This window comes from Sphingomonas gellani, assembly GCF_900110035.1.
In the GTDB taxonomy this organism is placed as follows: Bacteria; Pseudomonadota; Alphaproteobacteria; order Sphingomonadales; family Sphingomonadaceae; genus Sphingomonas; species Sphingomonas gellani.
On the sequence record NZ_FOCF01000002.1, the window covers coordinates 330308 to 350209 of the forward strand.

Genomic DNA, 19902 nt, shown 5'->3' on the forward strand with positions numbered 1-19902 from the left:
GGCGCTGCCGCCGGGCGGCGCAGATCGGCGGGCGTGGGAATGGGAGTTCCACATGGCGCGCATGGTCAAAACCGCCGAGCAGATCCGCGACGAACTCAACCATGCCGCGCTGCGCCTGCCGCTGGACGGGGAGGGTGGCAAGATCGAGTTCATGCTGCCCACTCCGGCCGATCCCGAACAGGGCGGCGACCATAATTGGGATGTCGCGGTCTATTGCCCGGAAGGACTGGACGAACTGTGCCGCCGCGCCGTGATGCAGGTGGCCGCGCGCTACGACCTGGGGGACGGCGACACGACCTGACGGAACGTGGGGGAGGAGACCAGGGCAGTCAGCCCGAGTCATGTCGACCGGGAAGACGAACATCGGCTCTGATTCCGCGGAAGCCCGACGCGACTGGCTCTGCATCATCACGAACTTGGCACGAGCCGGCAGCCAGCCGTCCGCAATACTCCAGAAATGAGAAGAGGTTGCCGGGCGGCCTCAACGACGCGCCCGACAACCCCTAAACATGGTCAGCGGCCGGAGAGCTCCAGCCCGGGAGACCATGGGACCTCTGTTGTTCCGGCACCTATGCGTTGACTAGAGGAGGAACCCTCCCGCACGGCACCGTCCCGATCAGAAGCCAGTCCCCCGAACGAACTGAACCGACCCCATTGCTGAACCATGAGACATCGGATCACCTCCTTTCGCTTGTGGATAGCCATGTGAACAGAGCTGCTCACAGACGCGAATGTGCGGTGGGACGCGGCGACTTACAAGCCTTGTTTTGCGCAGGATTTGGCGCAACACTCGACCGCTTGGGCCGCCGTCCGCGTCACCCGCGGCAGTCCTCCACCACACGTCCGATTTCCGCCCAGGCCGGCGCCACCAGCGGCGTCGCGCCGACGCCCTCGACCGCGAAGCGTCCCCGGCTGAACGCCATCGCGTCCAGAACGGAATCGGTGGGTGCCAGCGCCGCCGCCACATAGGGGGGCGTGCCGCCGGTCGGCGTCAGGGGCAGGACGCGCGCGACGCTGCTGGTCCTGACCGTGGCGTTGGTCGCCGAGGCGCCCGGAAACGACACGAACATCTGTCGCCGGGCGGCGTCACATCGCAGCACCATCGCCGCGTCCGCGCCACGCGGGCCGAACATCGCGACCGTGCCGCGCGCGTCCCGGCGATAGGTCCAGTCGCCCGGTGTGACCGGCCAGTCGCGCCAATCGCGCGCCAACGGGGCGGGCGCGGCCGGCGGCGGCGCGACAGGGACGGGTGCCGGTGCGGGCGGCGGGGCCGCCTGTGGGACACAGCCGACAACGGCGAGCAGGGGGAGAAGACGAAAGGAACGGCGCATCGCGCGCTTATGCGGTACGATGCCGCCCGGCTCAACGCCTGCCGCGCTATACGGCTGCGGGAACCGGCAAAGCGGTCCGCCGGTTCGACAGCCCGTCAACAGGAGAATGCCATGGCCGACAACATCACGCCTACCCAGCTTTTGGTTCAGGCGAACACCGCCCACAGCGTCAAGGTGGAAAGCCGGGACGGCGACGCGGTCGGCACGGTCTATTCCTTCATGGTCCACAAGCGGTCGGGCCGGGTCACGCACGCCGTGCTCAGCCTGGGCGGGTTTCTGGGCATGGGCAAAAGCTATTACCCGATCCCCTTTTCGCTGCTGCAGTTCGATCCGGTGCGCGACCTCTATGTGGTCACGATCGATCGCCGCCTGTTGGAAGGCGGGCCGAGCTGGGCAAACAATGCGCCCGTGTTCGACCAGGCCTATGCCGATCGCGTGGCGAGCTACTACGGCGCCGCCAGCGACGACCTGACGATCGGCTGAACGACGGCAAACGGACGGGCGGCGCATCACCGCCGCCCGGCCATCATGTTCTGAGGATTAGGGCCGGCGAACTCCGCCGTGTACGGATCGCAGGGCGACTCGATCTCGAACGCGCCCGGCACAGTGCCGCGATCTTCAGGGACGGGCAGCCATCCAGACCGCCCGCACCTTGCCAACTTTTGTCAGGCGTTCAGCGATTCCAGCGCCCGCGAATCGTGCATCGGACACCCGTTGAACTTCGCGCGGAAATTGGACGAGTCCTCGTACGCCTGCCGCCGCGCGCGATTCACCGACCCCAGCGGCCGGTGCGCGACCAGCCCATGCCACGGGCTGAAAAAGGTGTTCTCGTCCGCCGCGCCTGCCAGATCGGTGCCCATCGACAATTGCGGGGCCACCGTGATGCGGCCGACCGTGCGATACGGGCTGGCCTCTTCGTCCCACTCGACGGAGGCATCCTCGACAGGCATCTTGTCCAGGTCGGTGTTCAGCTGCACGCGCAGTTCCCAGGTGCCGCCCTGTTCGATGATCTCCTCGCGCACCACTTCGCGCAACGCATCGGGACGATCGCTGGTGTTGACCTTGTCGCCCGTCAGTCGGGTAAGGTTCTCCGACACCGGCACCAGCGCGAACTTGGCGATATAGTCGCCATACCGGTACGGCGTCTGGCTGTAGAACGTGTCGCCCAGCGGATGCGTGATCGGTGCGCCGCCCATGGTGGTCAGCATCGCGCTCTTGCCGCCCACGGCCTCGATCGCGCTTTCCACGCCGCGCAGGGTCGTGGACAGCAGCTTCTTGGCCCATTCGGCCTTGTCGGTTGTGGCCGCCAGTTGCTTCAGGCTTTTCAGGAACGCCGCCGCATCCGGCGCGGCAAAGGCGGGCGCGCTGGCCATCACGATGTTCTGCGTCGTCTCGCCCTGCGCGTCGGGCAGATGCTCGCCGTCCACGTTCAGGATCTTCAGCGCCAGGCCGCGCGGGGCGGACACGGAATCGTCCAGGATGTCGCCCGGATTGGTGGAAATCCGCATCACCACCTTGTGCGTGCTGGCCGTCGCGAACAGCCCCTGCGCCAATTCGGGCGGCAAGTCCGCCGCGATCGTCAGCTCGCCGCCGATGATGCCATGCGCCTTGGCATGCACGCTGCGCACCGCGTGGCCGTAATCCTTGGATGTCGTCTCGGTGATCGAGCGCATCGTGTCGATCAGGTCGCGGTGAACCTGCTCCTCATCGTCGATCGGCTTTTCGACGGCATCCGAATAGCGGACAGGGGATTGGGACATGCGCGGCTCCTGTGACTTTGAACTGGATCGCGAAGCGTGCGGATCGGGCGGTTGGTTCCGGTTGACCTTAAATTTGCCCGTCAAACCGGGCGCTTGCGCGGCAGGGGGGTGGTCCGGGCAGGAAAGCCGGACTTGTCGGCGATGCTGCACGAACTTGGTTCGGCCCGGCGGCAGCAGCCGCTACGCTGACGGTCGACACGATCGGGATGCCGCCCATGATGCTTCGCCTGCTTTTCGCCTCCACCCTGCTCGCCCTGCCTGGCATGTCCGCCGCCTCCGCGCCCGCGGCCCCGCATGTACGGATCGCCAGCGTCGAGCAGCTGCCGCGCCCCTTGCCCCTGCCATATGACACGGGCGCCGATGCGGACGCACAGGTCGCGGCCGCGCAGAAGCGGGCGCGGGCGACCGGGCGCCGGCTGTTGATCGACCTGGGCGGCAACTGGTGCCTCGACTGCCGCATCCTCGCCGGCATCATGGACCTGCCGGAGCTGAAGGGCTTCGTTGCCCGCCATTTCGAGGTGGTGACGGTGGACATCGGCCGCTTCGACAAGAACGGCCAGATCGCCGCGCGCTACGGCATAAAGGATCGGCTGGAGGGTGTGCCCGCCATCCTGATCGTCGACCCCCGCACCGGCCGACTGGTCAATACCGGCCGCGTTACTGCGCTGGCCGATGCCCGGTCGATGACGCCTCAGGCGCTGGCCGACTGGCTCGCGCAATGGGCGTGACGCCGGTCGCCTGAGGCGCGGGCGGCCGGGACGCATCCGGCGGGCGCGATCAAGGCGCCGTGCGCGCGACGCCGACGCACGCTGCCCCGCCCGGCACCGATGCGGGGCCGGCCACCGGGCTAACGCGAACTCCGCCGCCCCGCGCGCATCTGCTGCTGCTTGCCGAACCGCGTCTTGCGCGTGCCGGGTTTGCCCTCGTTCGACCGGCCCATCATCGGCGCCTTCTGCTCGTGGACGGGCAGGCCCAGCTCCTCCTGTTCCAGGCCCCGGATTTCGTCGCGCAGGCGGCCCGCTTCCTCGAACTCCAGGTCGGCGGCGGCCTTGCGCATCTTCTTCTCGAGGTCCTCGATGTACGCGCGCAGATTGTGGCCGACCATGTGCGGGCGATCCTCGTCGATCGGTACCGTGACCTGATCGCCGCTCGCCACATGGGCAATGATGTCGCCGATCTGCCGGCGGATCGTGGTCGGCGTGATGCCGTGTTCGAGGTTGTACGCTTCCTGCTTCTCACGACGCCGGGCCGTTTCGTTCATCGCCCGCTCCATGGAGCCGGTGATGCGGTCGGCGTACAGGATGACGCGCCCGTCGACGTTGCGCGCCGCGCGCCCGATCGTCTGGATCAGCGACGTCTCCGACCGCAGGAACCCTTCCTTGTCGGCGTCCAGGATCGCGACCAGCCCGCATTCGGGGATGTCCAATCCCTCGCGCAGCAGGTTGATGCCAATCAGCACGTCGTACACGCCCAGGCGCAGGTCGCGGATCAGCTCGATCCGCTCCAGCGTTTCCACGTCCGAATGCATGTAGCGGACCTTGATCCCCGCCTCGTGCATGTACTCGGTCAGGTCCTCCGCCATTCGCTTGGTCAGCGTCGTGACCAGCGTGCGATACCCCTGCTCCGTCGTCTTCTTGCACTCGACGATCAGGTCCTGCACCTGCTCCTCGACCGGCTTGATCTCGACCGGCGGGTCGATCAGCCCGGTCGGGCGGATGACCTGTTCCGCGAACACGCCGCCCGACTGGTCCATCTCCCACGGGCCCGGCGTCGCCGACACGCACACCGTTTGCGGGCGCATCGCGTCCCACTCGTTAAAGCGCAAGGGACGGTTGTCGATCGCGGAGGGCAGGCGGAAACCATATTCGGCCAGCGTGATCTTGCGACGGTGGTCGCCGCGCGACATGCCGTTGATCTGGCCGATCGTCTGGTGGCTTTCGTCCACGAACAGCACCGCATTCTCGGGCAGGTATTCGAACAGCGTCGGCGGCGGCTCGCCCGGCAGGCGCCCGGTCAGGAAGCGGCTGTAATTCTCGATCCCGTTGCACGATCCCGTAGCGGCGATCATCTCCAGGTCGAAATTGGTGCGCTGCTCCAGCCGCTGATGCTCCAGCAGCTTGCCCTCCGCCTCCAGCTCCTTCAGCCGTTCGGTCAGCTCATGCCGGATCGCCTCGGTCGCCTGCTTCATGGTCGGCCCCGGCGTGACATAGTGGCTGTTGGCGTAGACGCGAACCGAGTTCAGCGACGCGACCTTCTTCCCGGTCAGCGGATCGAACTCGACGATGTCCTCGATCTCGTCCCCGAAGAAACTGATCCGCCAGGCGCTGTCCTCATAGTGGGAGGGGAACAGCTCCAGATTGTCGCCCTTGACCCGGAAATTGCCGCGCTGGAACGCCGCGTCGTTGCGCTTGTACTGCAACGCGACCAGCTTGCGCACGATCTCGCGCTGATCGGCGGACTGACCCTTTTTCAGGTCGAAGATCATCGCGGAATAGGTTTCCACCGATCCGATGCCGTACAGGCACGACACCGACGCGACGATGATGACGTCGTCGCGTTCCAGCAGCGACCGCGTCGCCGAATGGCGCATACGGTCGATCGCCTCGTTTACGGAGCTTTCCTTCTCGATATACGTGTCCGACCGCGGCACATACGCCTCGGGCTGATAATAGTCGTAATAGCTGACGAAATACTCCACCGCGTTCTCCGGAAAGAACGACTTGAACTCCCCGTACAACTGCGCGGCCAGGATTTTGTTGGGCGCCAGGATCAGCGCGGGGCGCTGCAATTCCTCGATCACCTTGGCCATGGTGAACGTCTTGCCGGACCCGGTGACGCCCAGCAGCACCTGGTCCTTTTCCCCCGCCAGCGCGGTGTCGACCAGTTCGCGGATCGCGGTCGGCTGGTCGCCGGACGCGGAATACTCCGACACCAGCTTGAACCGCTTGCCCCCCTCGACCTTGGGCGGGCGCTGCGGGCGGTGGGGGACGAAGTCCTCGCCGGTTTCGGGTTCGGCCAGGGTGGTGCGGATCTGGATCGCCATCGTGGTACAATATGGGAACGCGGCGGCTCAGCGCAACGCGCGCACGGCAGGCGTGTCGAGACAGCGGAGCAGCGTCGCGCGCGGCATCTCCGGCACCGCGCTCGGCCGCGCATAGGGCGCGATCTCGGTCGGCTGCCCCAACTCCACCCTGGCGAAGCCGACCTGCCGCGTGCACGCCATCGCTGCGTCGAGCAGGCGGAGCGGCGTGTCATAACCTTCCCAGCTCAGGCGGAACGTGCCCCAATGGATCGGGATCGCGCGCGCGGCGCCAAGCCGGCGATAGACCTCCACCGCATCGACCGGCCCCATATGGCTGCCGATCCCCATTTGACCGGGGCCGAAGCGGAACGCGCCCACCGGCAGCATCGCGAACCGTACCGGGCCATAGCGTGCCGCCTCTGCCGGCCAGCGCCCGTCGCCCATGCCCGTGTCGCCCGCAAAGAAGATGTTGCCCCCGCTGGGCAGCGTCACGACAAAGCTGGACCACAGCGCGCGGTTGCGATCGGCGAACCAGCGGCTGCCCCAATGGTGGTTGCGCGTCACCACCACATCGACACCCGGCTTCACCGTCATGCGCCGGCCCCAGTCTAGCGCGGTCGCGGGCACCCCGACATTGCCGATCACCGCGTCGTTCCCCAGGCTGGTGACAATCCGCGGCCGGTCGCGGTCCCACAGCCGCTTCAGCGTCGACAGGTCCATGTGATCGTAATGATCGTGGCTGATGAGGACCACGTCGATGCGCGGCAGTTGATCGAACGCGATGCCCGGCGCCGCCACGCGGCTAGGCCCCACGCCGAACGGTCCGGCATGCTCGCTCCAGATCGGATCGGTCAGGATGTTCAGCCCCTGCGTCTGCACCAGCACCGTCGCGTGCCCGACCCAGGTCGCGACCATGCGTGCGCCCTCCACGCGATCCGGCGGTGCCACGGGCGTCACCGCGACATGCTCCGGCCAGGGGGGACGCCCATCGTTGCCGCTCAGATAGCGCAGCAGGAAACCGCCCCGGCTACGCCCGGTCGGCGGCCGGACCGTGTCCTCGTCCCCATCGGGATTGAAGAAGCGCGCGCCGTCGAAATGCCCCGACGGGTCACCCCGATAATAGATGCGGTCCAGGAACCGGGGCACGATCGTCACTATCAGGGCCGCGATGATTACCAGCCAAAGGAGCAGGGCCCCGATCCGCCGTCCGATAAGTCTCACGCCGCCTCCCTGCAGTGCCGACGCCCCAACGCGCCTTTGCGGCCACGAGGTCCCGTGTCGGCGAAGAAGGGGCGCGGACCGGCTGTCATGCCGGCCGAACGTCCTCTTGCCTTTCGCCGCGCCCGGCGCGACATCGCGGACCATGTTCGGTTTTTCGCGCAAACAGGCTCCCTATGCGTCCAAGGTCCGGGGGGCGGTCGGCCGCGACGTCGCAGCCCGGCTGGACGCCAATCCCGCCATGCAGCGGGTGGAGTTGGCCGGCGCGCAGATCTACTACCAGCTCGATTTCCTGTCGGCGGAACGCTGCGAAGCGCTGATCGCGCTGGTCGATGCCAACCGGCGCCCATCCACGCTGTTGTCGAACAAGGGCGGCCCCGATTTCCGCACCAGCGAAAGCTGCGACATGGATCGCAACTCGCCGGCCGTGAAGCCGACCGACGAGGCGGTGGCGGCCCTGCTCGGCATCGATCCCGCCCATGCCGAAACCATGCAGGGCCAGCGCTACGCCCCCGGTCAGCAGTTCAAGGCCCACCACGACTATTTCCACGAGGCCGAAAGCTATTGGCCCGCGATGAAGGCCAGCGGCGGACAGCGCACCTGGACCGCGATGATCTACCTGAACGACGTGGCCGAGGGTGGCGCGACCTGGTTCCCCTCCGCCGGGATAAAGGTCGCGCCCCGGCGCGGCATGCTGCTCACCTGGAACAACATGAAAGCGGACGGCAGCCCCAACGAACTGACTATCCATGAGGGGATGGCGGTCGGTGAGGGCGTCAAATACATCATCACCAAATGGTTTCGCGAAAACCGCTGGTCCGGCGCAGGCTGAGCGAAAACCCGGATCCAATTCGCAGCACGCTCGGTCCCCCCGAGCATCTGACCCTTTCAAAGCCGTGCCTGGAGATGAGGCGCGGGATGATCGGCTCCGGTGCTGGGGTGGAGTGGCCGCCTGTCGGCGATGAATAGCTTAAGCGGCCACACCGGCGGGTTTGTGCTAAAAGGCTGAGCGTTCACTCCTGAGCCAAGCTTTCGACCGCTTCAGGCAATACCGCCATACCGCCAACGGCGAAACGGCCATCAGGCAGAACACGACCAGCGCCGTCAGATCGTTGCCGATGTCTCCGAAGCGGAAAGAGCCGTACGTAAACGCGACCATGAAGACGATCATGAGCGTATAGGCGGACGCCGCTACTATGAGGGCAACTGCAACGAGCCTGTTCAAAACTCTGCCCTTAAGACATCTCGTTATATGAGGAGTCGTGGCCTGGTAAGCGAACGTCCGCAATCAGGCCGAGGATCAGACGACTTGGAAAGTCGAAATTGGGCGTTGGTTACCTCGCGACGGCAGTTTCAGGCCGAGCGTACGATCCAAATGCCGAGCGCCGTTGCTACAGCAATGATTGCCGCGATTGCGACTATTGTTCCTGGGGTGAAATACATGTTTGCCACCATGGTTCGGATGGTCAGCTTTGGTGGGAGATTGGCCGGATCGAACAGGGCTGCATGGGTTCGCACCGGAATGATGCAGAAGATCAGCACCGTTGCAGCACTCATTAAAGCCACCAGCTTCCACCACATCCTGCTCGTTCCCCTTTTCGAAGCAAAGCTACCCCGAAAACAGGTAAGTCGGCAATCGCCTGGACAGCAGGCGTTCGGCTTTCGCCGGGAGAGGGTGGAAAGCCGCCAAAGCCGCGGCTAGTATTTGATATGGACATCTCGGGCCTGCTTCTGACCCCGCTTGCGGCGCTTATCACCGCAATGTGGATCGTCGGCGTCAGGGCCTTGTCGTCACATGTGCCAACTCTCCGTCCACCATTTCTTCTTTCTTATATCCTCGGTGTGCTGCTCATGCAGCCTTGGTACACGGCTTCATGGCGGGACTTCGGCATGTTCGCTGTCATGTTGGTCGTGCAGGCCCTTTCGATCGCGGTCGGGTGCATCATCGGAGCGGTGCCGGCGATGGCTGCGGTTGCGTTGACGCGTCGGCTTGCGCGGCTCAAGCGGTAGCCGAATGGCGGCCTAAAGGCGCTTTCGGCGTACGCTTTGCTGAGGGCGGACAGCGATGATTAGACGCCCGCTGACGCACTGCCAGTGCAAGCTGTCGGACTGGCGATCATCGCTGTCCTACAGTCCTGCCGGCCGGCTATGGCGTCGCGAATGTTCGTCACACTCCACCATCCCGGTCACAGCCGTCCGTCTTCGGTGATGGTACGCCGGCATGCGGTCACGTGCGGCAAGTCACGCTACACCGCGTTCAGCTCTCCACTTTCTCCACTTCACCCATGCCGGCGTATGCGAAATCGCTTGCCTCGGACTCTGGCGGGCCGGCACATCCGACCCGACATGACGACCATGCGTTCAGCTCTCCACTTTCTCCACTTCACCTCGGCGAACGGCTGCCGATGAGCCACGTTCTCGGCATCGAGCGCTCGATCCTGGGGCAGCCGTGGCGCTGGCGCGCACTGGCGGCGGATGCGCGGGACGGATCGACGGGGGGCTTTGGCGGCGGACCGGACGCCGACGATCTGCTCACCCAGTTGCTGCTCGCACGCGGCGCTCCGCGTGAGGCGCTCGACCATCACCGCGCGCCGTCGATCCGGAGCTTCATGCCCGACCCGTCCGTGTTCCGCGACATGGATCGCGCAGCCGAGCGTCTGGCCGACGCGGTGGAGCGGCACGAGGCGATCGCAATCTTCGGCGACTATGATGTCGATGGCGCGACGTCCTCGGCGGTGCTGGTGCTGGTGCTGCGCGAGCTAGGCCTGGAGGCGCGCACCTATATCCCCGACCGGCTCACCGAGGGGTACGGCCCGTCCGGCCCCGCGCTGACCCGGCTGGCGGGGGAGGGGGCGTCTCTGATCGTGACGGTCGATTGCGGCGCGCAGGCGTTCGAGGCGCTGGCGGTGGCGCGCGACATCGGCGTCGACGTGGTGGTGGTGGATCATCACAAATGCGCCGCCACCCTGCCGCACGCGCATGCCGTGGTGAACCCGAACCGGCTGGACGAGGTGGCGGAGGGCGCCGCCCACGGCCATCTCGCCGCCGTCGGCGTCTGCTTCCTGCTCGCCGCCGCGCTGGTGCGGACGCTGCGTGGGCGAGGGTTCTTCAAGGACCGGGCGGAGCCGCGCCTGCTCGACCTGCTCGACCTGGTGGCGCTGGGAACCGTGGCGGACGTGGCGCAACTCCGCGGACTGAACCGCGCCTTTGTCGCACAGGGGCTGAAGGTCATGGCCCGCCGCGGCAATATCGGCCTGTCCGCCTTGATGGATGCCGCCCGCCTGACCAAGGCGGTCGGCGCGAGCGACCTGGGCTTTGCGCTTGGGCCGCGGATCAATGCCGGGGGGCGTGTCGGCCGCGCCGATCTGGGCGTGCGGCTGCTCACCACCCGCGACCCGGCCGAGGCGCGCGCTATCGCCGCCGAACTCGACCGGCTGAACGAGGAACGCCGCGCGATCGAGGCGACGGTGCAGGAGGCGGCGGAGGCCCTGCCGGGCGGGGCACAGGTCGCCGTGCTGGCCGGCCATGGCTGGCACCCGGGCGTGATCGGCATCGTCGCCGGGCGCCTGAAGGAGAAACTCGGCCGGCCCGCGATCGTCATCGCCTTGGGCGAGGATGGCCTTGGCAAGGGATCGGGCCGTTCGATCTCCGGTGTCGATCTCGGCGCAGCGGTGATGGCGGCGCGAGAGGCGGGCCTGCTGATCGCGGGTGGCGGCCATGCGATGGCGGCCGGACTGACGGTCGCCGCCGACCGGGTCGCCGACCTGGCCGCGTTTCTGGAAGAACGGCTGGCGGAGGCGGTGGAGCGGTCGCGTGCGGATCGCGCGTTGCTGGTCGATGCGGTGCTCGCGACCGGCGGCGTGAACCCCGCGCTGGTGGAGATGCTGGAGGCTGGGGGGCCTTACGGCACCGGCTGGCCGGCCCCCCGCGTCGCCGCCGGGCCGGTGCGCGTGATCCGCGCCGATGTGGTCGGCAACGGCCATGTCCGCTGCGTCGTGGCGGGCGAGGATGGGCGCAGCCTGAAGGCGATGGCGTTCCGCGCGGCGGAGACGGAGCTGGGGCAGGCGCTGCTCGGTGCGGCGCCTCATCGGCGGCTGTGGCTGGCGGGGCGTGCGAAGCTCGACGACTGGGCCTCCCGCCCGGCGGCGGAGCTGCATGTGGACGACGCGGCCTGGGCGGATTGAGGCGGGTTTTTGGTCAAAGGCCGCTTGACCCGCTGCGCGCGACCCCCTAGGCGGGCCGCTCCGGCATGGCCCCTTCGTCTAGCGGTTAGGACGCGGCCCTTTCACGGCTGAAACACGGGTTCGATTCCCGTAGGGGTCACCACCTCCGGCGCGCGACGCGCGCCTGCCATAGCATCAGCATGGGCACGACGCCCAGCTCCATCGCCAAGCCGATCAGATGACCACGGGACGGTGCGCCGACCATGATCAGGCTCAGCAGCCGTGCCAATCCGCCGGCTATGACCAGCGATCCCAGCAACCGAAAGCGCGCGCCCCGGACCTCGATGCGCGGAATGCATGTCGCGAACGCGATGCCGACGCCCAGGAAGATGCCGGACACGTAGCGGAAGTGGCTGTCCAGATCGCGCGGCACGACCGGCGGATGGCCCAGGAAGCCGGGACCCGACAGCACGCCCTTGCCCCCGATCAGCAGCGGCACCAGACACGCGATCGCTATCGTCAGTTGAAGGAGGCGGCGCTGGTTCATGCCTTGGCCTTCAGCAATTCGGGCCGGATGCGGATCGCGCGCAGCGACAGCCGCACCTCCAGCATGAAACAGATCAGTCCCAGGATCAGCAGCGCCATCGCGGTAATGAACGCGCCCGCGAGCAGACGTCCGATCCGCAGATGCGTCAGTTCCGCGACGAACAGCGTGGCGACCACCAGGCAGGTCATCACCGCGCTCAACGTCACCAGCGCCAGCGCCGCGTTGATGACCCGCATGCGCCGATCCAGCAGGCGGAGTTCCCAGACATGGCGGTCATGCTCCATGCCCGCCGAACGGGGATGCAGCAGCTCCAACGCCCGTGCCCGATCCACGACGCGCGAAAGGCGCCCCACCAGCATGTTCAGCAGCGCGCCGATGCCCGCCAGCATAAAGACGGGCGACAGCGACAGCTGAATCGATTCGGCGATGGTGGATACGGTCGGAGCAAAGGTCGGCATTGCCGCAAAGGCTAGGTTCCGCGACGCGATGAGGCAAGCAGGCGGAGTGGAGACGCAAGGGACGGGAGGAGCGGGTCGCAGCATGCGCCGATATGAGTGCACTGTACTCGAAGATACGTTGTTCGATGCCGACTATTATGGCATGAGTCCTAACTCAAATTGGGAGCCTACCATGAAGATTGCGAAGTACCTCGCGGCCGCTGCCGCGTTGTCGACCGCTGCGGTTCCGGCGATCGCCGCCCCGGCGAACCCCGCCGCCAGCCTGTCGGTTGCGAAGTCGGCTCGCGCCGGCTCCACGGCCAACAGCAAGGACAAGCTGGCCGGTGGCGGCATCATCGTCGCCGTGATCGCCGCTGCCGCAGTGGTCGCGGGCATTATCATCGTCGCCGACGATGACGATGACGATGATTCGAACAGCAACTGAGCCACAAAGCCAGTCGATGGGAAAAGGGGGTCTTTGGGCCCCCTTTTCTTTTTGAGGCAAGTGACAGGACGCCTGCCGCTTTTCCAAGTGTGTCGAGTGTCAGCCGCTACGGCCGAGTCAGCAGCGGCGAAAGATGAGACGACGCGCTCGGGTAAACGCCCGGCCGCACCGGTTCAGGTGCGTTCAGACCCGGCGATAGCGGAAATACCACACCTCGTGCCCCTGGCGCCTTGCCTTGCGCTCGTAGCGGGTCTCCGGCCAGTCGTCCGGACGGGTGAGGAAATCGGCGGCGCTGGTCGCGAGCCAGGCGAAATCGCGACGCGCGTTCATCACCATCATCGACCAGCGGCAATATGTCGGGTCGTCCGTGCCCAGACGGAACTCCCCGCCGGGCCGCAGCTTCGCCGCGATCATGTCGAGCGGCCCGTTATTCACCATGCGCCGTTTGGCATGGCGCGCCTTGGGCCACGGATCCGGATGCAGGAGGTAGACCCGGTTCAGGCTGGCATCGGGCAGGCGCTCCAGCACGGTCAGCGCGTCCCCCATATGCAGGCGCACGTTGCTCAGGTCGCCGTCGCGCACGTGACCCAGCGCGCCGACCACGCCGTTCAGGAACGGCTCGCACCCGATAAAGCCATGATCGGGGCGGCCGGCGGCCTGTGCGGCGAGATGCTCGCCCGCGCCGAAGCCGATCTCCACCTCCATCGCGCGATCGTCCCCGAACAGGGTCACGGCGTCGAGCGGTCCGGTTTCCGGCACGGCGACCCGCGGCAGCAGATCGTCGACCAGTGCCGCCTGGCCGGCGCGCAGCTTGTGTCCCTGACGACGGCCATACAGGCGGCGAATGGTGGAAGGGTCGTTCATCGCGGCGCCCTGTAGCGGCTGGTTGGCCGGGGAGCAAAGCCGGGACGGGATCGTTGGAACGGGCGATGAGCAAGACAGCGAAGCAGGCGGCCGGAAAGATCGCGAAACTGGACCGGGATGCGACCCACCGCGCGGCGCAATTCCGCGACACCCGCACCGCAAAGGTCGCCGGGGTGTTGGCGGAGTTGGGCGACCAGCCGCAGATGATCGCGACCGCGGCGTTGACCATCGGCGCCGGCCTGGTCACCCGCCGTGGTCAGCTGATCCGTGGCGGGTCGCGTATGCTCGCAGCGCATCTGGTGGCGACCGGCATCAAGATGGTGGTCAAGCGGCAGGTGGATCGCACCCGTCCCGAAAAGGCCCTGGAGGATGGCGGCCACAAGTTCGCAGCCGGGCACAGCCGCGACCATGACATGAACTCCTTCCCGTCGGGGCACACGGCCGGCGCCGTCGCGGTTGCGCGAGCCGCAGCGCATGAGATCGACGGGGTTGGCATCCCGGCCACCGTCGCGGCCGGCGCGATTGCGGCCGTTCAGCCCCCCACGGGCAGTCACTACCTGTCCGACGTCCTCGCAGGCGCCGCTATCGGCTGGTTCGCGGAAGCGCTGGTCGGCGAGTTGTTCGACCGACTGGAGCCGATCATAGACCGGCGGTTGGGGGACGAAGCTTCGGACAAGTAGAAAGGGTGGCGTCGCCCACCGGCCGGCACCCATCGGACACTCGAAATACGTCGACCCCGCCGATCCAAGGTCCCGGACGATGGAGCGCGAGTTTCGGCCTATTTGATCATGGTGGCGTTGATCGTCGTCGAGCGCTGCTTGTCCGACCCGGCATTGGTGCGCGACACGACCGCGCCGCGAGCGATCAGGTCCATTACCTGCGACGGCTGGGGCATGGTGTCGAAGCTGGGGTACATCGCGACCGTGTTGTCGACGTCGGTCATCGAAACGGTCCAGCCGCCGACCGCGCCGGGTAGCTGCACGTTGCTGTTGCCCGGATAAACGCTCGCGACACGCCCCGCGTCGCCTAGTGCGAGGGTGTAGCCATTGCGGTCGTCCGCTCGTCGATACACGCCATAGGTGTCAGTTGGTGCGCCGTCGCGGCACCATGGTTTTGGTTCAGCCGACTTGGTATCCCCCGCATGGGAAACCGCGACCACTGCGAGCAGCGAGCCAAGTACAGCCTGCGCCATATCGGGCTTCTTCATGCGCGCATGCCGAAAGGCGATGGGGTCCGGACAGGCAGGGATGGGAACGGCCGCACGGGTCGGTGCAGGCGCCCCGGCAGGCCAGCCGATCTCCGCGATCAAAGCGGTAAGCCGCGCGTCGAGCGCCGCAGGGTCCATCTCGGTCGAACTCAGCCGCACCGCCACCAGCCACGCACCAAGCGGCAGCATGGCGAGCGCGCTGCTGCGATACGGGCCATGTTTGGGCGTGTAGATTTGGCGCAGCGCCGCTGTCGCGGTGGAGCCGGGCGGGACGAAGGCGACCGGCCCGGCACCCACCGGCTCGGCACCGCCGAAGTCGGGCCGCCGCCGCGCGGCATAGTCGGCCCGGTCGAACCACATGGCCACATCATCCTGCGCCGGGTGGAAGATGTAGATGGTCGCAGCGGTCGCCAGACCCGGGTTGGCGAACTCGATCATCACGTCATGCTCGTCGGTGGTGCTGTCGACGGCACTGGTGCGGGGCAGGCCGGTCAACGAAGCGCGCAGGATCAGGCCGGTTTCCGCGTGCTTCCATCCCTTGCCGGCCGGAATGGGGAGCGTGCGCAGCGCCTGGTTACCGGCTTGCGGAGCCGCCGTGGCCTTTCGATCCGCCGCGGATGCGATGCCCGGCACCGCGCACATGACCGCCACACAACCGAGCAGCATTCCGCGCATAAAAAAGCCTCCCCCGACATCGTGTCGCGGGAGGCTAGATCATTACAGGCCTTCGTCAATCGACCGGGCCGTCCTTATCCGGCGGCGGTCGACAGCACAGGCGTCAGCCGGCGACTTCGGCCTTCAGCATGTCCGCCAGATCGGTCTTCTCCCAGGTGAACAGGTTACCCTCCGGCTCGCGGCCGAAGTGACCATAGGCGGCGGTCTTGATGTAGATCGGCGCGTTCAGCTTCAGATGCTCGCGAATGCCCTTAGGCGTCAGGCGCACCAGCTTGGGCAGCGCCTCCTCCAGCTTCGCCTCGTCCACCGTGCCGGTGCCGTGCAGGTCGACATAGACGCTCAGCGGCTCGGCGATACCGATCGCATAGGACAGCTGGATGGTGCAGCGCTTGGCAAGCCCGGCCGCAACCACGTTCTTTGCGAGATAGCGGGCGACATAGGCCGCGGACCGGTCGACCTTTGTCGGGTCCTTGCCGCTGAACGCGCCGCCGCCATGCGGGGCCGCGCCGCCATAGGTGTCGACGATGATCTTGCGCCCGGTCAGGCCGGCGTCGCCATCCGGGCCGCCGATCTCGAACGTGCCGGTCGGGTTGATGTAGATCTTGGTATCGTCGGAGATGAAGCCGTCCGGCAGCACGTCGCGGAACACGCCCATGACGTATGCGTGCAACTCGGCGTACTTGGCCGCATCGGCATTGTCGCCCTTTTCGCAGAAGCCGGGCTTGTGCTGCGTCGACACGACCAGTGCTGTTGCCGCCACGGGAACACCGTCCTCGTAACGCAGCGTCACCTGGCTCTTCGCGTCGGGCTCAAGGAAGGGAGCGACGCCGGAATGGCGATCCGCCGCCATCCGCTCCAGGATCTTGTGGCTGTAATACAGCGTGGCGGGCATCAGGCCGGGCGTCTCGTCGGTCGCGTAACCGAACATGATGCCCTGGTCGCCGGCGCCCTCGTCCTTGTTGCCGCTCTCGTCCACGCCCTGTGCGATATGCGCCGACTGGCCGTGCAGGTTGTTGGAAAAGTCAAAGGTCTCCCAGTGGAAGCCGGACTGTTCGTAGCCGATACGCTTCACCGTGGCGCGGACGGTCGCCTCGATCTCGTCAAGGATGCCGGGCGCCCATTCGTCGTTCTCGTACACGCCGCGACCGCGGATCTCGCCGGCCAGCACGACCATGTTGGTGGTGGTCAGCGTCTCGCAGGCGACGCGGGCCTCGGGATCCTTGGACAGGAACAGGTCGACGATCGAGTCGCTGATCTGGTCGGCGACCTTGTCCGGGTGCCCTTCGGACACGGACTCGGACGTGAAGAGGAAATTGGAACGCATCGATATTCCTTCTCTAGATCGAAAGCCGGCCGTTGCCATGCCGTATAAAGCTTTCTTTATATCTCCTCCTAGCGCTGACGGCGGCGGGCGGCAATGGCGGCGAGGGCAAGCAAAACTGTCAGCAGCAGCGCCATCCAGTTGCCCGTCCTGGCAAACAGCGTCGGCGCCAGGGCGGGGGGCACGCGGCGTTCGATCGCGCCCGCGCGTTCGTGCGGCACCGTGGCGAGCAGGCGGCCGTCCGGCGCGATCATCGCCGAAATGCCGGTCGGGGTCGCGCGCAGGATAGGGAGCCCTTCCTCGATCGCGCGCATGCGGGCCTGCGCCAGATGCTGTGGCGGGCCCCAGCGGCCGAACCAGGCGTCGTTCGATGGGTTGAACAGCATGCGCGGACGATGCGCGCGGTCCACCACCTGCCCCGAAAAGATGATCTCGTAACAAATCTGCACGCCCACCGCGCCGAAGCCGGGCAGCGCAAGGTTGCGCGGCCCAGGCCCTTCGTCGAAGTCGAGATCACCGGGCACCAGCCGCGACAGGCCCAGCGGCTTCAACAACCACGGCATCGGCAGATACTCGCCATAGGGCACCAGATGCGCCTTGTCGTACTGCGCGCCCAGACGGGTGGAGGCGTCGAGCGCACGGACCGAGTTGCTGGCGCCAATCAAGTTCTCCTGCCCATCGAACCGCAACGGCGTGGTGCCCGCCAGCAGCAGGTCGCGTGGCCCGAGCACAGCGGCGATCCGGCGACGTATCACCCAAGGATAGCGGCCCCGGTAATAATAGAGCGGATACCCATCCTCCAACAGGTCGCGCACCACCCCTTCCGGCCACAGCACCAGGCGCGGGGAGGGGCCCGGACGCCCGGATAGCGCGAGCAGCGCACGCAGCACCGGCTCGGCATCGTCCTCGCCGCGCGTGTCCTGCCCGATATTGGGCTGCACGATGCGGACGATCGGGTCGCCCGGTCCGGTGTCCGGCGCCCGCGTCCACGGCGCGCTGAGGGCCGAGAGCGCCAGCAACGGCGCCATGATCGCGGCAAGCGTCCATCGACGAAACGCCAGCAGCGCCATCGCCCCCGCCGCCAGCACGGCGACACCCGACAGGGCATAGGTGCCGATCCAGGCCGACAGCCGCGCCACGCCGATCAGCGGCAACCATGTCACGCCCAGCGGGTCCCAGGCATAACCGGTGAACATCACCGCACGCAGCCATTCGGTCGCGATCCACGCCGCCCCGAACGCGAGCACAAACCCGGCATCGGGCGTCGCCACGTCTCCGCCGGCCCGCACGCCTCGCACTCGCCAGGCGATCCCTGCGGCCATTGCCGGATATACGGCCAGATACAGGGCAAGCGCGACAGCCGCGAAATAGCCGAGCACCGGCGGCATCTTGTCCTGAAAGTCGAAGGCGTGCTGGAACCAGTTGTTGTTGATCGTGAAATGACCCACGCCCCACAACCAGCCGCGCCACAGCGCCTGCCGACCGGTCGGTGCGCCATGGACCAGCAGCATCCAGCCTGCGAGGCCCAGTAGGGTCAGCGGCCACAGGTCGAGCGGCGCAAAGCCCAGCGCGGCGACCGCGCCGAGCAGGATGCAGGATAGGGCGGGATAGGGGTTGCGGAGCGAGCGGGTCACGCAGGGTCCTGTGAGGCTCCTCCAACGCGCCCGCAAGTGGCAGCCGGATGCCATTCGCATTGCGAGCGGGATGGTGTAGGCGCATGGGCATGACCCTGCGTCCCTTTCATCTCGCCTTCGCGGTCCACGACCTGGCAGCGGCCAGACACTTCTACGCAGAGGTGCTGGGCTGTGCGGAGGGGCGGTCGAGCGACCAGTGGATCGACTTCGACCTGCTCGGCCACCAGATCGTGGCCCATCTGGACCCGGCGGCGAAGCCGGTTGCGGTGGAAAACGCGGTCGACGGCCATCATGTGCCCGTGCCGCATTTTGGTGTCGTGCTGACAATGGATGACTGGCAGGCGTTGACCGACCGCGTGCGCGACGCCGGCGTACGGTTCGGCATCGAGCCGCACATCCGCTTCAAGGGACAGGTCGGCGAACAGGCCACCATGTTCTTCCGCGACCCGAGCGGCAACGCGCTGGAGTTCAAGGCGTTCGCCGACGACGCCCAGCTTTTCGCCCGATAAAGGACCCGATCACTTCATGAGCACTCCCATCACCCTCGACATCCCCCACAAGCTCGGCAAGGAGGCCGTGCGGCAGCGGCTGGACGGCGGGATCGGCCGCATCGGGGAGAAGATTCCCGGCGGCGCGGCCGTTCAGCATCGGTGGGAGGGCGACACGATGTACTTCACCGTGCAGGCGATGGGACAATCGATCCGCAGCGAGCTGACGGTGTTCGAGGACAAGGTCCATGCCATGGTCGACCTGCCCGCCCTGCTCGGCCTGTTCGCAGGTCAGGTTCGTGCGCTGATCGAAAAGGAAGGCCCAAAGCTGCTGAAATGACGGGCAGAGGTTCCCGCACCGGCGTCCGCCGCGAATGCAGGGTTCATGCCTTGCGAGACGCCGGTAGAAGCTGACCCATTTTGCGCGACGGCTGGAGCGAACTAACAGGGGCTGTTCGCGAACAGCCTCGATCAAGTCTCAGACCCCGGAAACCGCTCCGACCGGCAGGCTGCTGACATACAGCGACTCTACGCAGTGATCCGCCGCCCAGGCCAGCCCGGCGGCCTCCGCCTCCTCATAGCTGTCATAGGGCGCCCCCCCGATCAGAGAGACCGACTCCGCTTCGTCCGTGTCGCCGCAGCTCAGCAGCGCCGAGCAATTGAGGTCGAAGCGCCCGTCTTCACGCGCGCCGATGCTGATGCAATCGGTTTCCTGCGGTGCGGATTCGCCAAAGGGCAATTTGATGACGTCCATGCCAGGCTCCTGTTCCTCCAAGAACGATCGTAACGC

At 66.8% G+C, this 19902-nt stretch carries 23 protein-coding genes and 1 tRNA gene; 11 read left to right on the top strand and 13 right to left on the bottom strand.

What is annotated here, in order from left to right; all coding sequences use genetic code 11:
- Window positions 1-52 precede the first annotated feature (52 nt).
- A complete protein-coding gene (locus tag BMX37_RS05790; protein ID WP_093664529.1) occupies window positions 53-301 on the top strand; it encodes a hypothetical protein in 249 nt (82 codons plus the stop codon).
- Window positions 302-815: 514 nt separating this feature from the next.
- Here the strand turns inward: BMX37_RS05790 and BMX37_RS05795 are convergent.
- Complete coding sequence (locus BMX37_RS05795) at window positions 816-1331, bottom strand: hypothetical protein (protein WP_093664530.1); 516 nt, start codon at window positions 1329-1331, stop codon at window positions 816-818.
- Window positions 1332-1442: 111 nt separating this feature from the next.
- Between BMX37_RS05795 and BMX37_RS05800 the strand changes: the two genes are divergently transcribed.
- Window positions 1443-1814 (top strand): PRC-barrel domain-containing protein, encoded by a 372-nt coding sequence (locus BMX37_RS05800; protein ID WP_093664531.1) that lies wholly within the window; start codon window positions 1443-1445, stop codon window positions 1812-1814.
- 182 nt (window positions 1815-1996) lie between these two features.
- Here BMX37_RS05800 and BMX37_RS05805 read toward each other — a convergent pair whose 3' ends face one another.
- Entirely contained in the window at window positions 1997-3091 is a 1095-nt protein-coding gene (locus tag BMX37_RS05805) for a catalase family protein (RefSeq protein WP_093664532.1), read from the bottom strand.
- Between the two features lie 215 nt (window positions 3092-3306).
- On the opposite strand from BMX37_RS05805, the gene BMX37_RS05810 reads away from it, so the two are divergent.
- Window positions 3307-3819, top strand: coding sequence for a thioredoxin family protein (locus BMX37_RS05810; protein WP_425288435.1), 513 nt, complete (start codon window positions 3307-3309; stop codon window positions 3817-3819).
- 119 nt (window positions 3820-3938) lie between these two features.
- Here BMX37_RS05810 and uvrB read toward each other — a convergent pair whose 3' ends face one another.
- On the bottom strand, window positions 3939-6134 hold the full coding sequence (gene uvrB, locus BMX37_RS05815; RefSeq protein WP_093664533.1) for an excinuclease ABC subunit UvrB: 2196 nt from the start codon (window positions 6132-6134) through the stop codon (window positions 3939-3941).
- A gap of 27 nt (window positions 6135-6161) precedes the next feature.
- Window positions 6162-7325: an MBL fold metallo-hydrolase gene (locus BMX37_RS05820; protein WP_093664818.1), complete on the bottom strand. Its 1164-nt coding sequence runs from the start codon at window positions 7323-7325 to the stop codon at window positions 6162-6164.
- Window positions 7326-7476: 151 nt separating this feature from the next.
- On the opposite strand from BMX37_RS05820, the gene BMX37_RS05825 reads away from it, so the two are divergent.
- Window positions 7477-8163 (top strand): prolyl hydroxylase family protein, encoded by a 687-nt coding sequence (locus tag BMX37_RS05825; RefSeq protein ID WP_093664534.1) that lies wholly within the window; start codon window positions 7477-7479, stop codon window positions 8161-8163.
- Window positions 8164-8328: 165 nt separating this feature from the next.
- Here BMX37_RS05825 and BMX37_RS18455 read toward each other — a convergent pair whose 3' ends face one another.
- Window positions 8329-8556: a hypothetical protein gene (locus tag BMX37_RS18455; RefSeq protein WP_139198033.1), complete on the bottom strand. Its 228-nt coding sequence runs from the start codon at window positions 8554-8556 to the stop codon at window positions 8329-8331.
- Window positions 8557-8684: 128 nt separating this feature from the next.
- Complete coding sequence (locus BMX37_RS18460; protein ID WP_139198034.1) at window positions 8685-8912, bottom strand: hypothetical protein; 228 nt, start codon at window positions 8910-8912, stop codon at window positions 8685-8687.
- A 129-nt stretch (window positions 8913-9041) separates the two neighbouring features.
- Here BMX37_RS18460 and BMX37_RS05835 point away from each other — a divergent pair, with 129 nt between their 5' ends.
- The 3 genes from BMX37_RS05835 to BMX37_RS05845 all read left to right on the top strand — a co-directional run bounded on the left by BMX37_RS05835 (window position 9042) and on the right by BMX37_RS05845 (window position 11657).
- Window positions 9042-9341 (top strand): hypothetical protein, encoded by a 300-nt coding sequence (locus BMX37_RS05835; protein WP_093664536.1) that lies wholly within the window; start codon window positions 9042-9044, stop codon window positions 9339-9341.
- A 395-nt stretch (window positions 9342-9736) separates the two neighbouring features.
- Window positions 9737-11515, top strand: coding sequence for a single-stranded-DNA-specific exonuclease RecJ (gene recJ, locus BMX37_RS05840; protein ID WP_093664537.1), 1779 nt, complete (start codon window positions 9737-9739; stop codon window positions 11513-11515).
- A 67-nt stretch (window positions 11516-11582) separates the two neighbouring features.
- Window positions 11583-11657, top strand: a tRNA-Glu gene (locus tag BMX37_RS05845).
- On the opposite strand, the gene BMX37_RS05850 is transcribed toward BMX37_RS05845, so the two are convergent.
- Window positions 11652-12041 carry a DUF4345 domain-containing protein gene (locus BMX37_RS05850; protein WP_093664538.1) on the bottom strand — a complete coding sequence of 130 codons (390 nt, stop codon included), beginning with the start codon at window positions 12039-12041 and terminating at the stop codon, window positions 11652-11654. The genes BMX37_RS05845 and BMX37_RS05850 overlap by 6 nt on opposite strands.
- Window positions 12038-12499: a DUF2721 domain-containing protein gene (locus tag BMX37_RS05855; RefSeq protein ID WP_093664539.1), complete on the bottom strand. Its 462-nt coding sequence runs from the start codon at window positions 12497-12499 to the stop codon at window positions 12038-12040. The genes BMX37_RS05850 and BMX37_RS05855 overlap by 4 nt, the downstream gene beginning before the upstream one ends.
- A 172-nt stretch (window positions 12500-12671) precedes the next feature.
- On the opposite strand from BMX37_RS05855, the gene BMX37_RS05860 reads away from it, so the two are divergent.
- Complete coding sequence (locus tag BMX37_RS05860) at window positions 12672-12923, top strand: hypothetical protein (RefSeq protein ID WP_093664540.1); 252 nt, start codon at window positions 12672-12674, stop codon at window positions 12921-12923.
- Window positions 12924-13106: 183 nt separating this feature from the next.
- Here BMX37_RS05860 and trmB read toward each other — a convergent pair whose 3' ends face one another.
- Window positions 13107-13787 (bottom strand): tRNA (guanosine(46)-N7)-methyltransferase TrmB, encoded by a 681-nt coding sequence (trmB, locus tag BMX37_RS05865; protein ID WP_093664541.1) that lies wholly within the window; start codon window positions 13785-13787, stop codon window positions 13107-13109.
- Window positions 13788-13852: 65 nt separating this feature from the next.
- On the opposite strand from trmB, the gene BMX37_RS05870 reads away from it, so the two are divergent.
- Complete coding sequence (locus tag BMX37_RS05870) at window positions 13853-14467, top strand: phosphatase PAP2 family protein (RefSeq protein ID WP_093664542.1); 615 nt, start codon at window positions 13853-13855, stop codon at window positions 14465-14467.
- 98 nt (window positions 14468-14565) lie between these two features.
- Here BMX37_RS05870 and BMX37_RS05875 read toward each other — a convergent pair whose 3' ends face one another.
- The 3 genes from BMX37_RS05875 to lnt all read right to left on the bottom strand — a co-directional run bounded on the left by BMX37_RS05875 (window position 14566) and on the right by lnt (window position 18624).
- Window positions 14566-15669 (bottom strand): hypothetical protein, encoded by a 1104-nt coding sequence (locus tag BMX37_RS05875; RefSeq protein ID WP_139198035.1) that lies wholly within the window; start codon window positions 15667-15669, stop codon window positions 14566-14568.
- 103 nt (window positions 15670-15772) lie between these two features.
- Window positions 15773-16993 carry a methionine adenosyltransferase gene (metK, locus tag BMX37_RS05880; RefSeq protein ID WP_093664544.1) on the bottom strand — a complete coding sequence of 407 codons (1221 nt, stop codon included), beginning with the start codon at window positions 16991-16993 and terminating at the stop codon, window positions 15773-15775.
- A 68-nt stretch (window positions 16994-17061) separates the two neighbouring features.
- Window positions 17062-18624 (bottom strand): apolipoprotein N-acyltransferase, encoded by a 1563-nt coding sequence (gene lnt / locus BMX37_RS05885; protein WP_244501415.1) that lies wholly within the window; start codon window positions 18622-18624, stop codon window positions 17062-17064.
- Between the two features lie 89 nt (window positions 18625-18713).
- Between lnt and BMX37_RS05890 the strand changes: the two genes are divergently transcribed.
- Window positions 18714-19133 carry a VOC family protein gene (locus tag BMX37_RS05890; RefSeq protein ID WP_093664819.1) on the top strand — a complete coding sequence of 140 codons (420 nt, stop codon included), beginning with the start codon at window positions 18714-18716 and terminating at the stop codon, window positions 19131-19133.
- Between the two features lie 16 nt (window positions 19134-19149).
- Window positions 19150-19452 (top strand): polyhydroxyalkanoic acid system family protein, encoded by a 303-nt coding sequence (locus BMX37_RS05895; protein ID WP_093664546.1) that lies wholly within the window; start codon window positions 19150-19152, stop codon window positions 19450-19452.
- A 138-nt stretch (window positions 19453-19590) separates the two neighbouring features.
- On the opposite strand, the gene BMX37_RS05900 is transcribed toward BMX37_RS05895, so the two are convergent.
- Window positions 19591-19866: a hypothetical protein gene (locus tag BMX37_RS05900; protein WP_093664547.1), complete on the bottom strand. Its 276-nt coding sequence runs from the start codon at window positions 19864-19866 to the stop codon at window positions 19591-19593.
- Between the last annotated feature and the right edge of the window lie 36 nt (window positions 19867-19902).

Bases quoted from the DNA above. Each gene is read 5' to 3' on its own strand.
- BMX37_RS05825 (WP_093664534.1), top strand. From the start codon at position 7,477: ATGTTCGGTTTTTCGCGCAAACAGGCTCCCTATGCGTCCAAGGTCCGG.
- BMX37_RS05890 (WP_093664819.1), top strand. From the start codon at position 18,714: ATGACCCTGCGTCCCTTTCATCTCGCCTTCGCGGTCCACGACCTGGCA.
- BMX37_RS05855 (WP_093664539.1), bottom strand. From the start codon at position 12,499: ATGCCGACCTTTGCTCCGACCGTATCCACCATCGCCGAATCGATTCAG.
- trmB (WP_093664541.1), bottom strand. From the start codon at position 13,787: ATGAACGACCCTTCCACCATTCGCCGCCTGTATGGCCGTCGTCAGGGA.
- uvrB (WP_093664533.1), bottom strand. From the start codon at position 6,134: ATGGCGATCCAGATCCGCACCACCCTGGCCGAACCCGAAACCGGCGAG.
- BMX37_RS05895 (WP_093664546.1), top strand. From the start codon at position 19,150: ATGAGCACTCCCATCACCCTCGACATCCCCCACAAGCTCGGCAAGGAG.
- BMX37_RS18460 (WP_139198034.1), bottom strand. From the start codon at position 8,912: ATGTGGTGGAAGCTGGTGGCTTTAATGAGTGCTGCAACGGTGCTGATC.
- BMX37_RS05805 (WP_093664532.1), bottom strand. From the start codon at position 3,091: ATGTCCCAATCCCCTGTCCGCTATTCGGATGCCGTCGAAAAGCCGATC.
- recJ (WP_093664537.1), top strand. From the start codon at position 9,737: ATGAGCCACGTTCTCGGCATCGAGCGCTCGATCCTGGGGCAGCCGTGG.
- BMX37_RS05835 (WP_093664536.1), top strand. From the start codon at position 9,042: ATGGACATCTCGGGCCTGCTTCTGACCCCGCTTGCGGCGCTTATCACC.
- BMX37_RS05810 (WP_425288435.1), top strand. From the start codon at position 3,307: ATGATGCTTCGCCTGCTTTTCGCCTCCACCCTGCTCGCCCTGCCTGGC.
- BMX37_RS05860 (WP_093664540.1), top strand. From the start codon at position 12,672: ATGAAGATTGCGAAGTACCTCGCGGCCGCTGCCGCGTTGTCGACCGCT.
- BMX37_RS05790 (WP_093664529.1), top strand. From the start codon at position 53: ATGGCGCGCATGGTCAAAACCGCCGAGCAGATCCGCGACGAACTCAAC.
- metK (WP_093664544.1), bottom strand. From the start codon at position 16,993: ATGCGTTCCAATTTCCTCTTCACGTCCGAGTCCGTGTCCGAAGGGCAC.
- BMX37_RS05870 (WP_093664542.1), top strand. From the start codon at position 13,853: ATGAGCAAGACAGCGAAGCAGGCGGCCGGAAAGATCGCGAAACTGGAC.
- BMX37_RS05900 (WP_093664547.1), bottom strand. From the start codon at position 19,866: ATGGACGTCATCAAATTGCCCTTTGGCGAATCCGCACCGCAGGAAACC.
- BMX37_RS05875 (WP_139198035.1), bottom strand. From the start codon at position 15,669: ATGCGCGGAATGCTGCTCGGTTGTGTGGCGGTCATGTGCGCGGTGCCG.
- BMX37_RS05850 (WP_093664538.1), bottom strand. From the start codon at position 12,041: ATGAACCAGCGCCGCCTCCTTCAACTGACGATAGCGATCGCGTGTCTG.
- BMX37_RS05795 (WP_093664530.1), bottom strand. From the start codon at position 1,331: ATGCGCCGTTCCTTTCGTCTTCTCCCCCTGCTCGCCGTTGTCGGCTGT.
- BMX37_RS05800 (WP_093664531.1), top strand. From the start codon at position 1,443: ATGGCCGACAACATCACGCCTACCCAGCTTTTGGTTCAGGCGAACACC.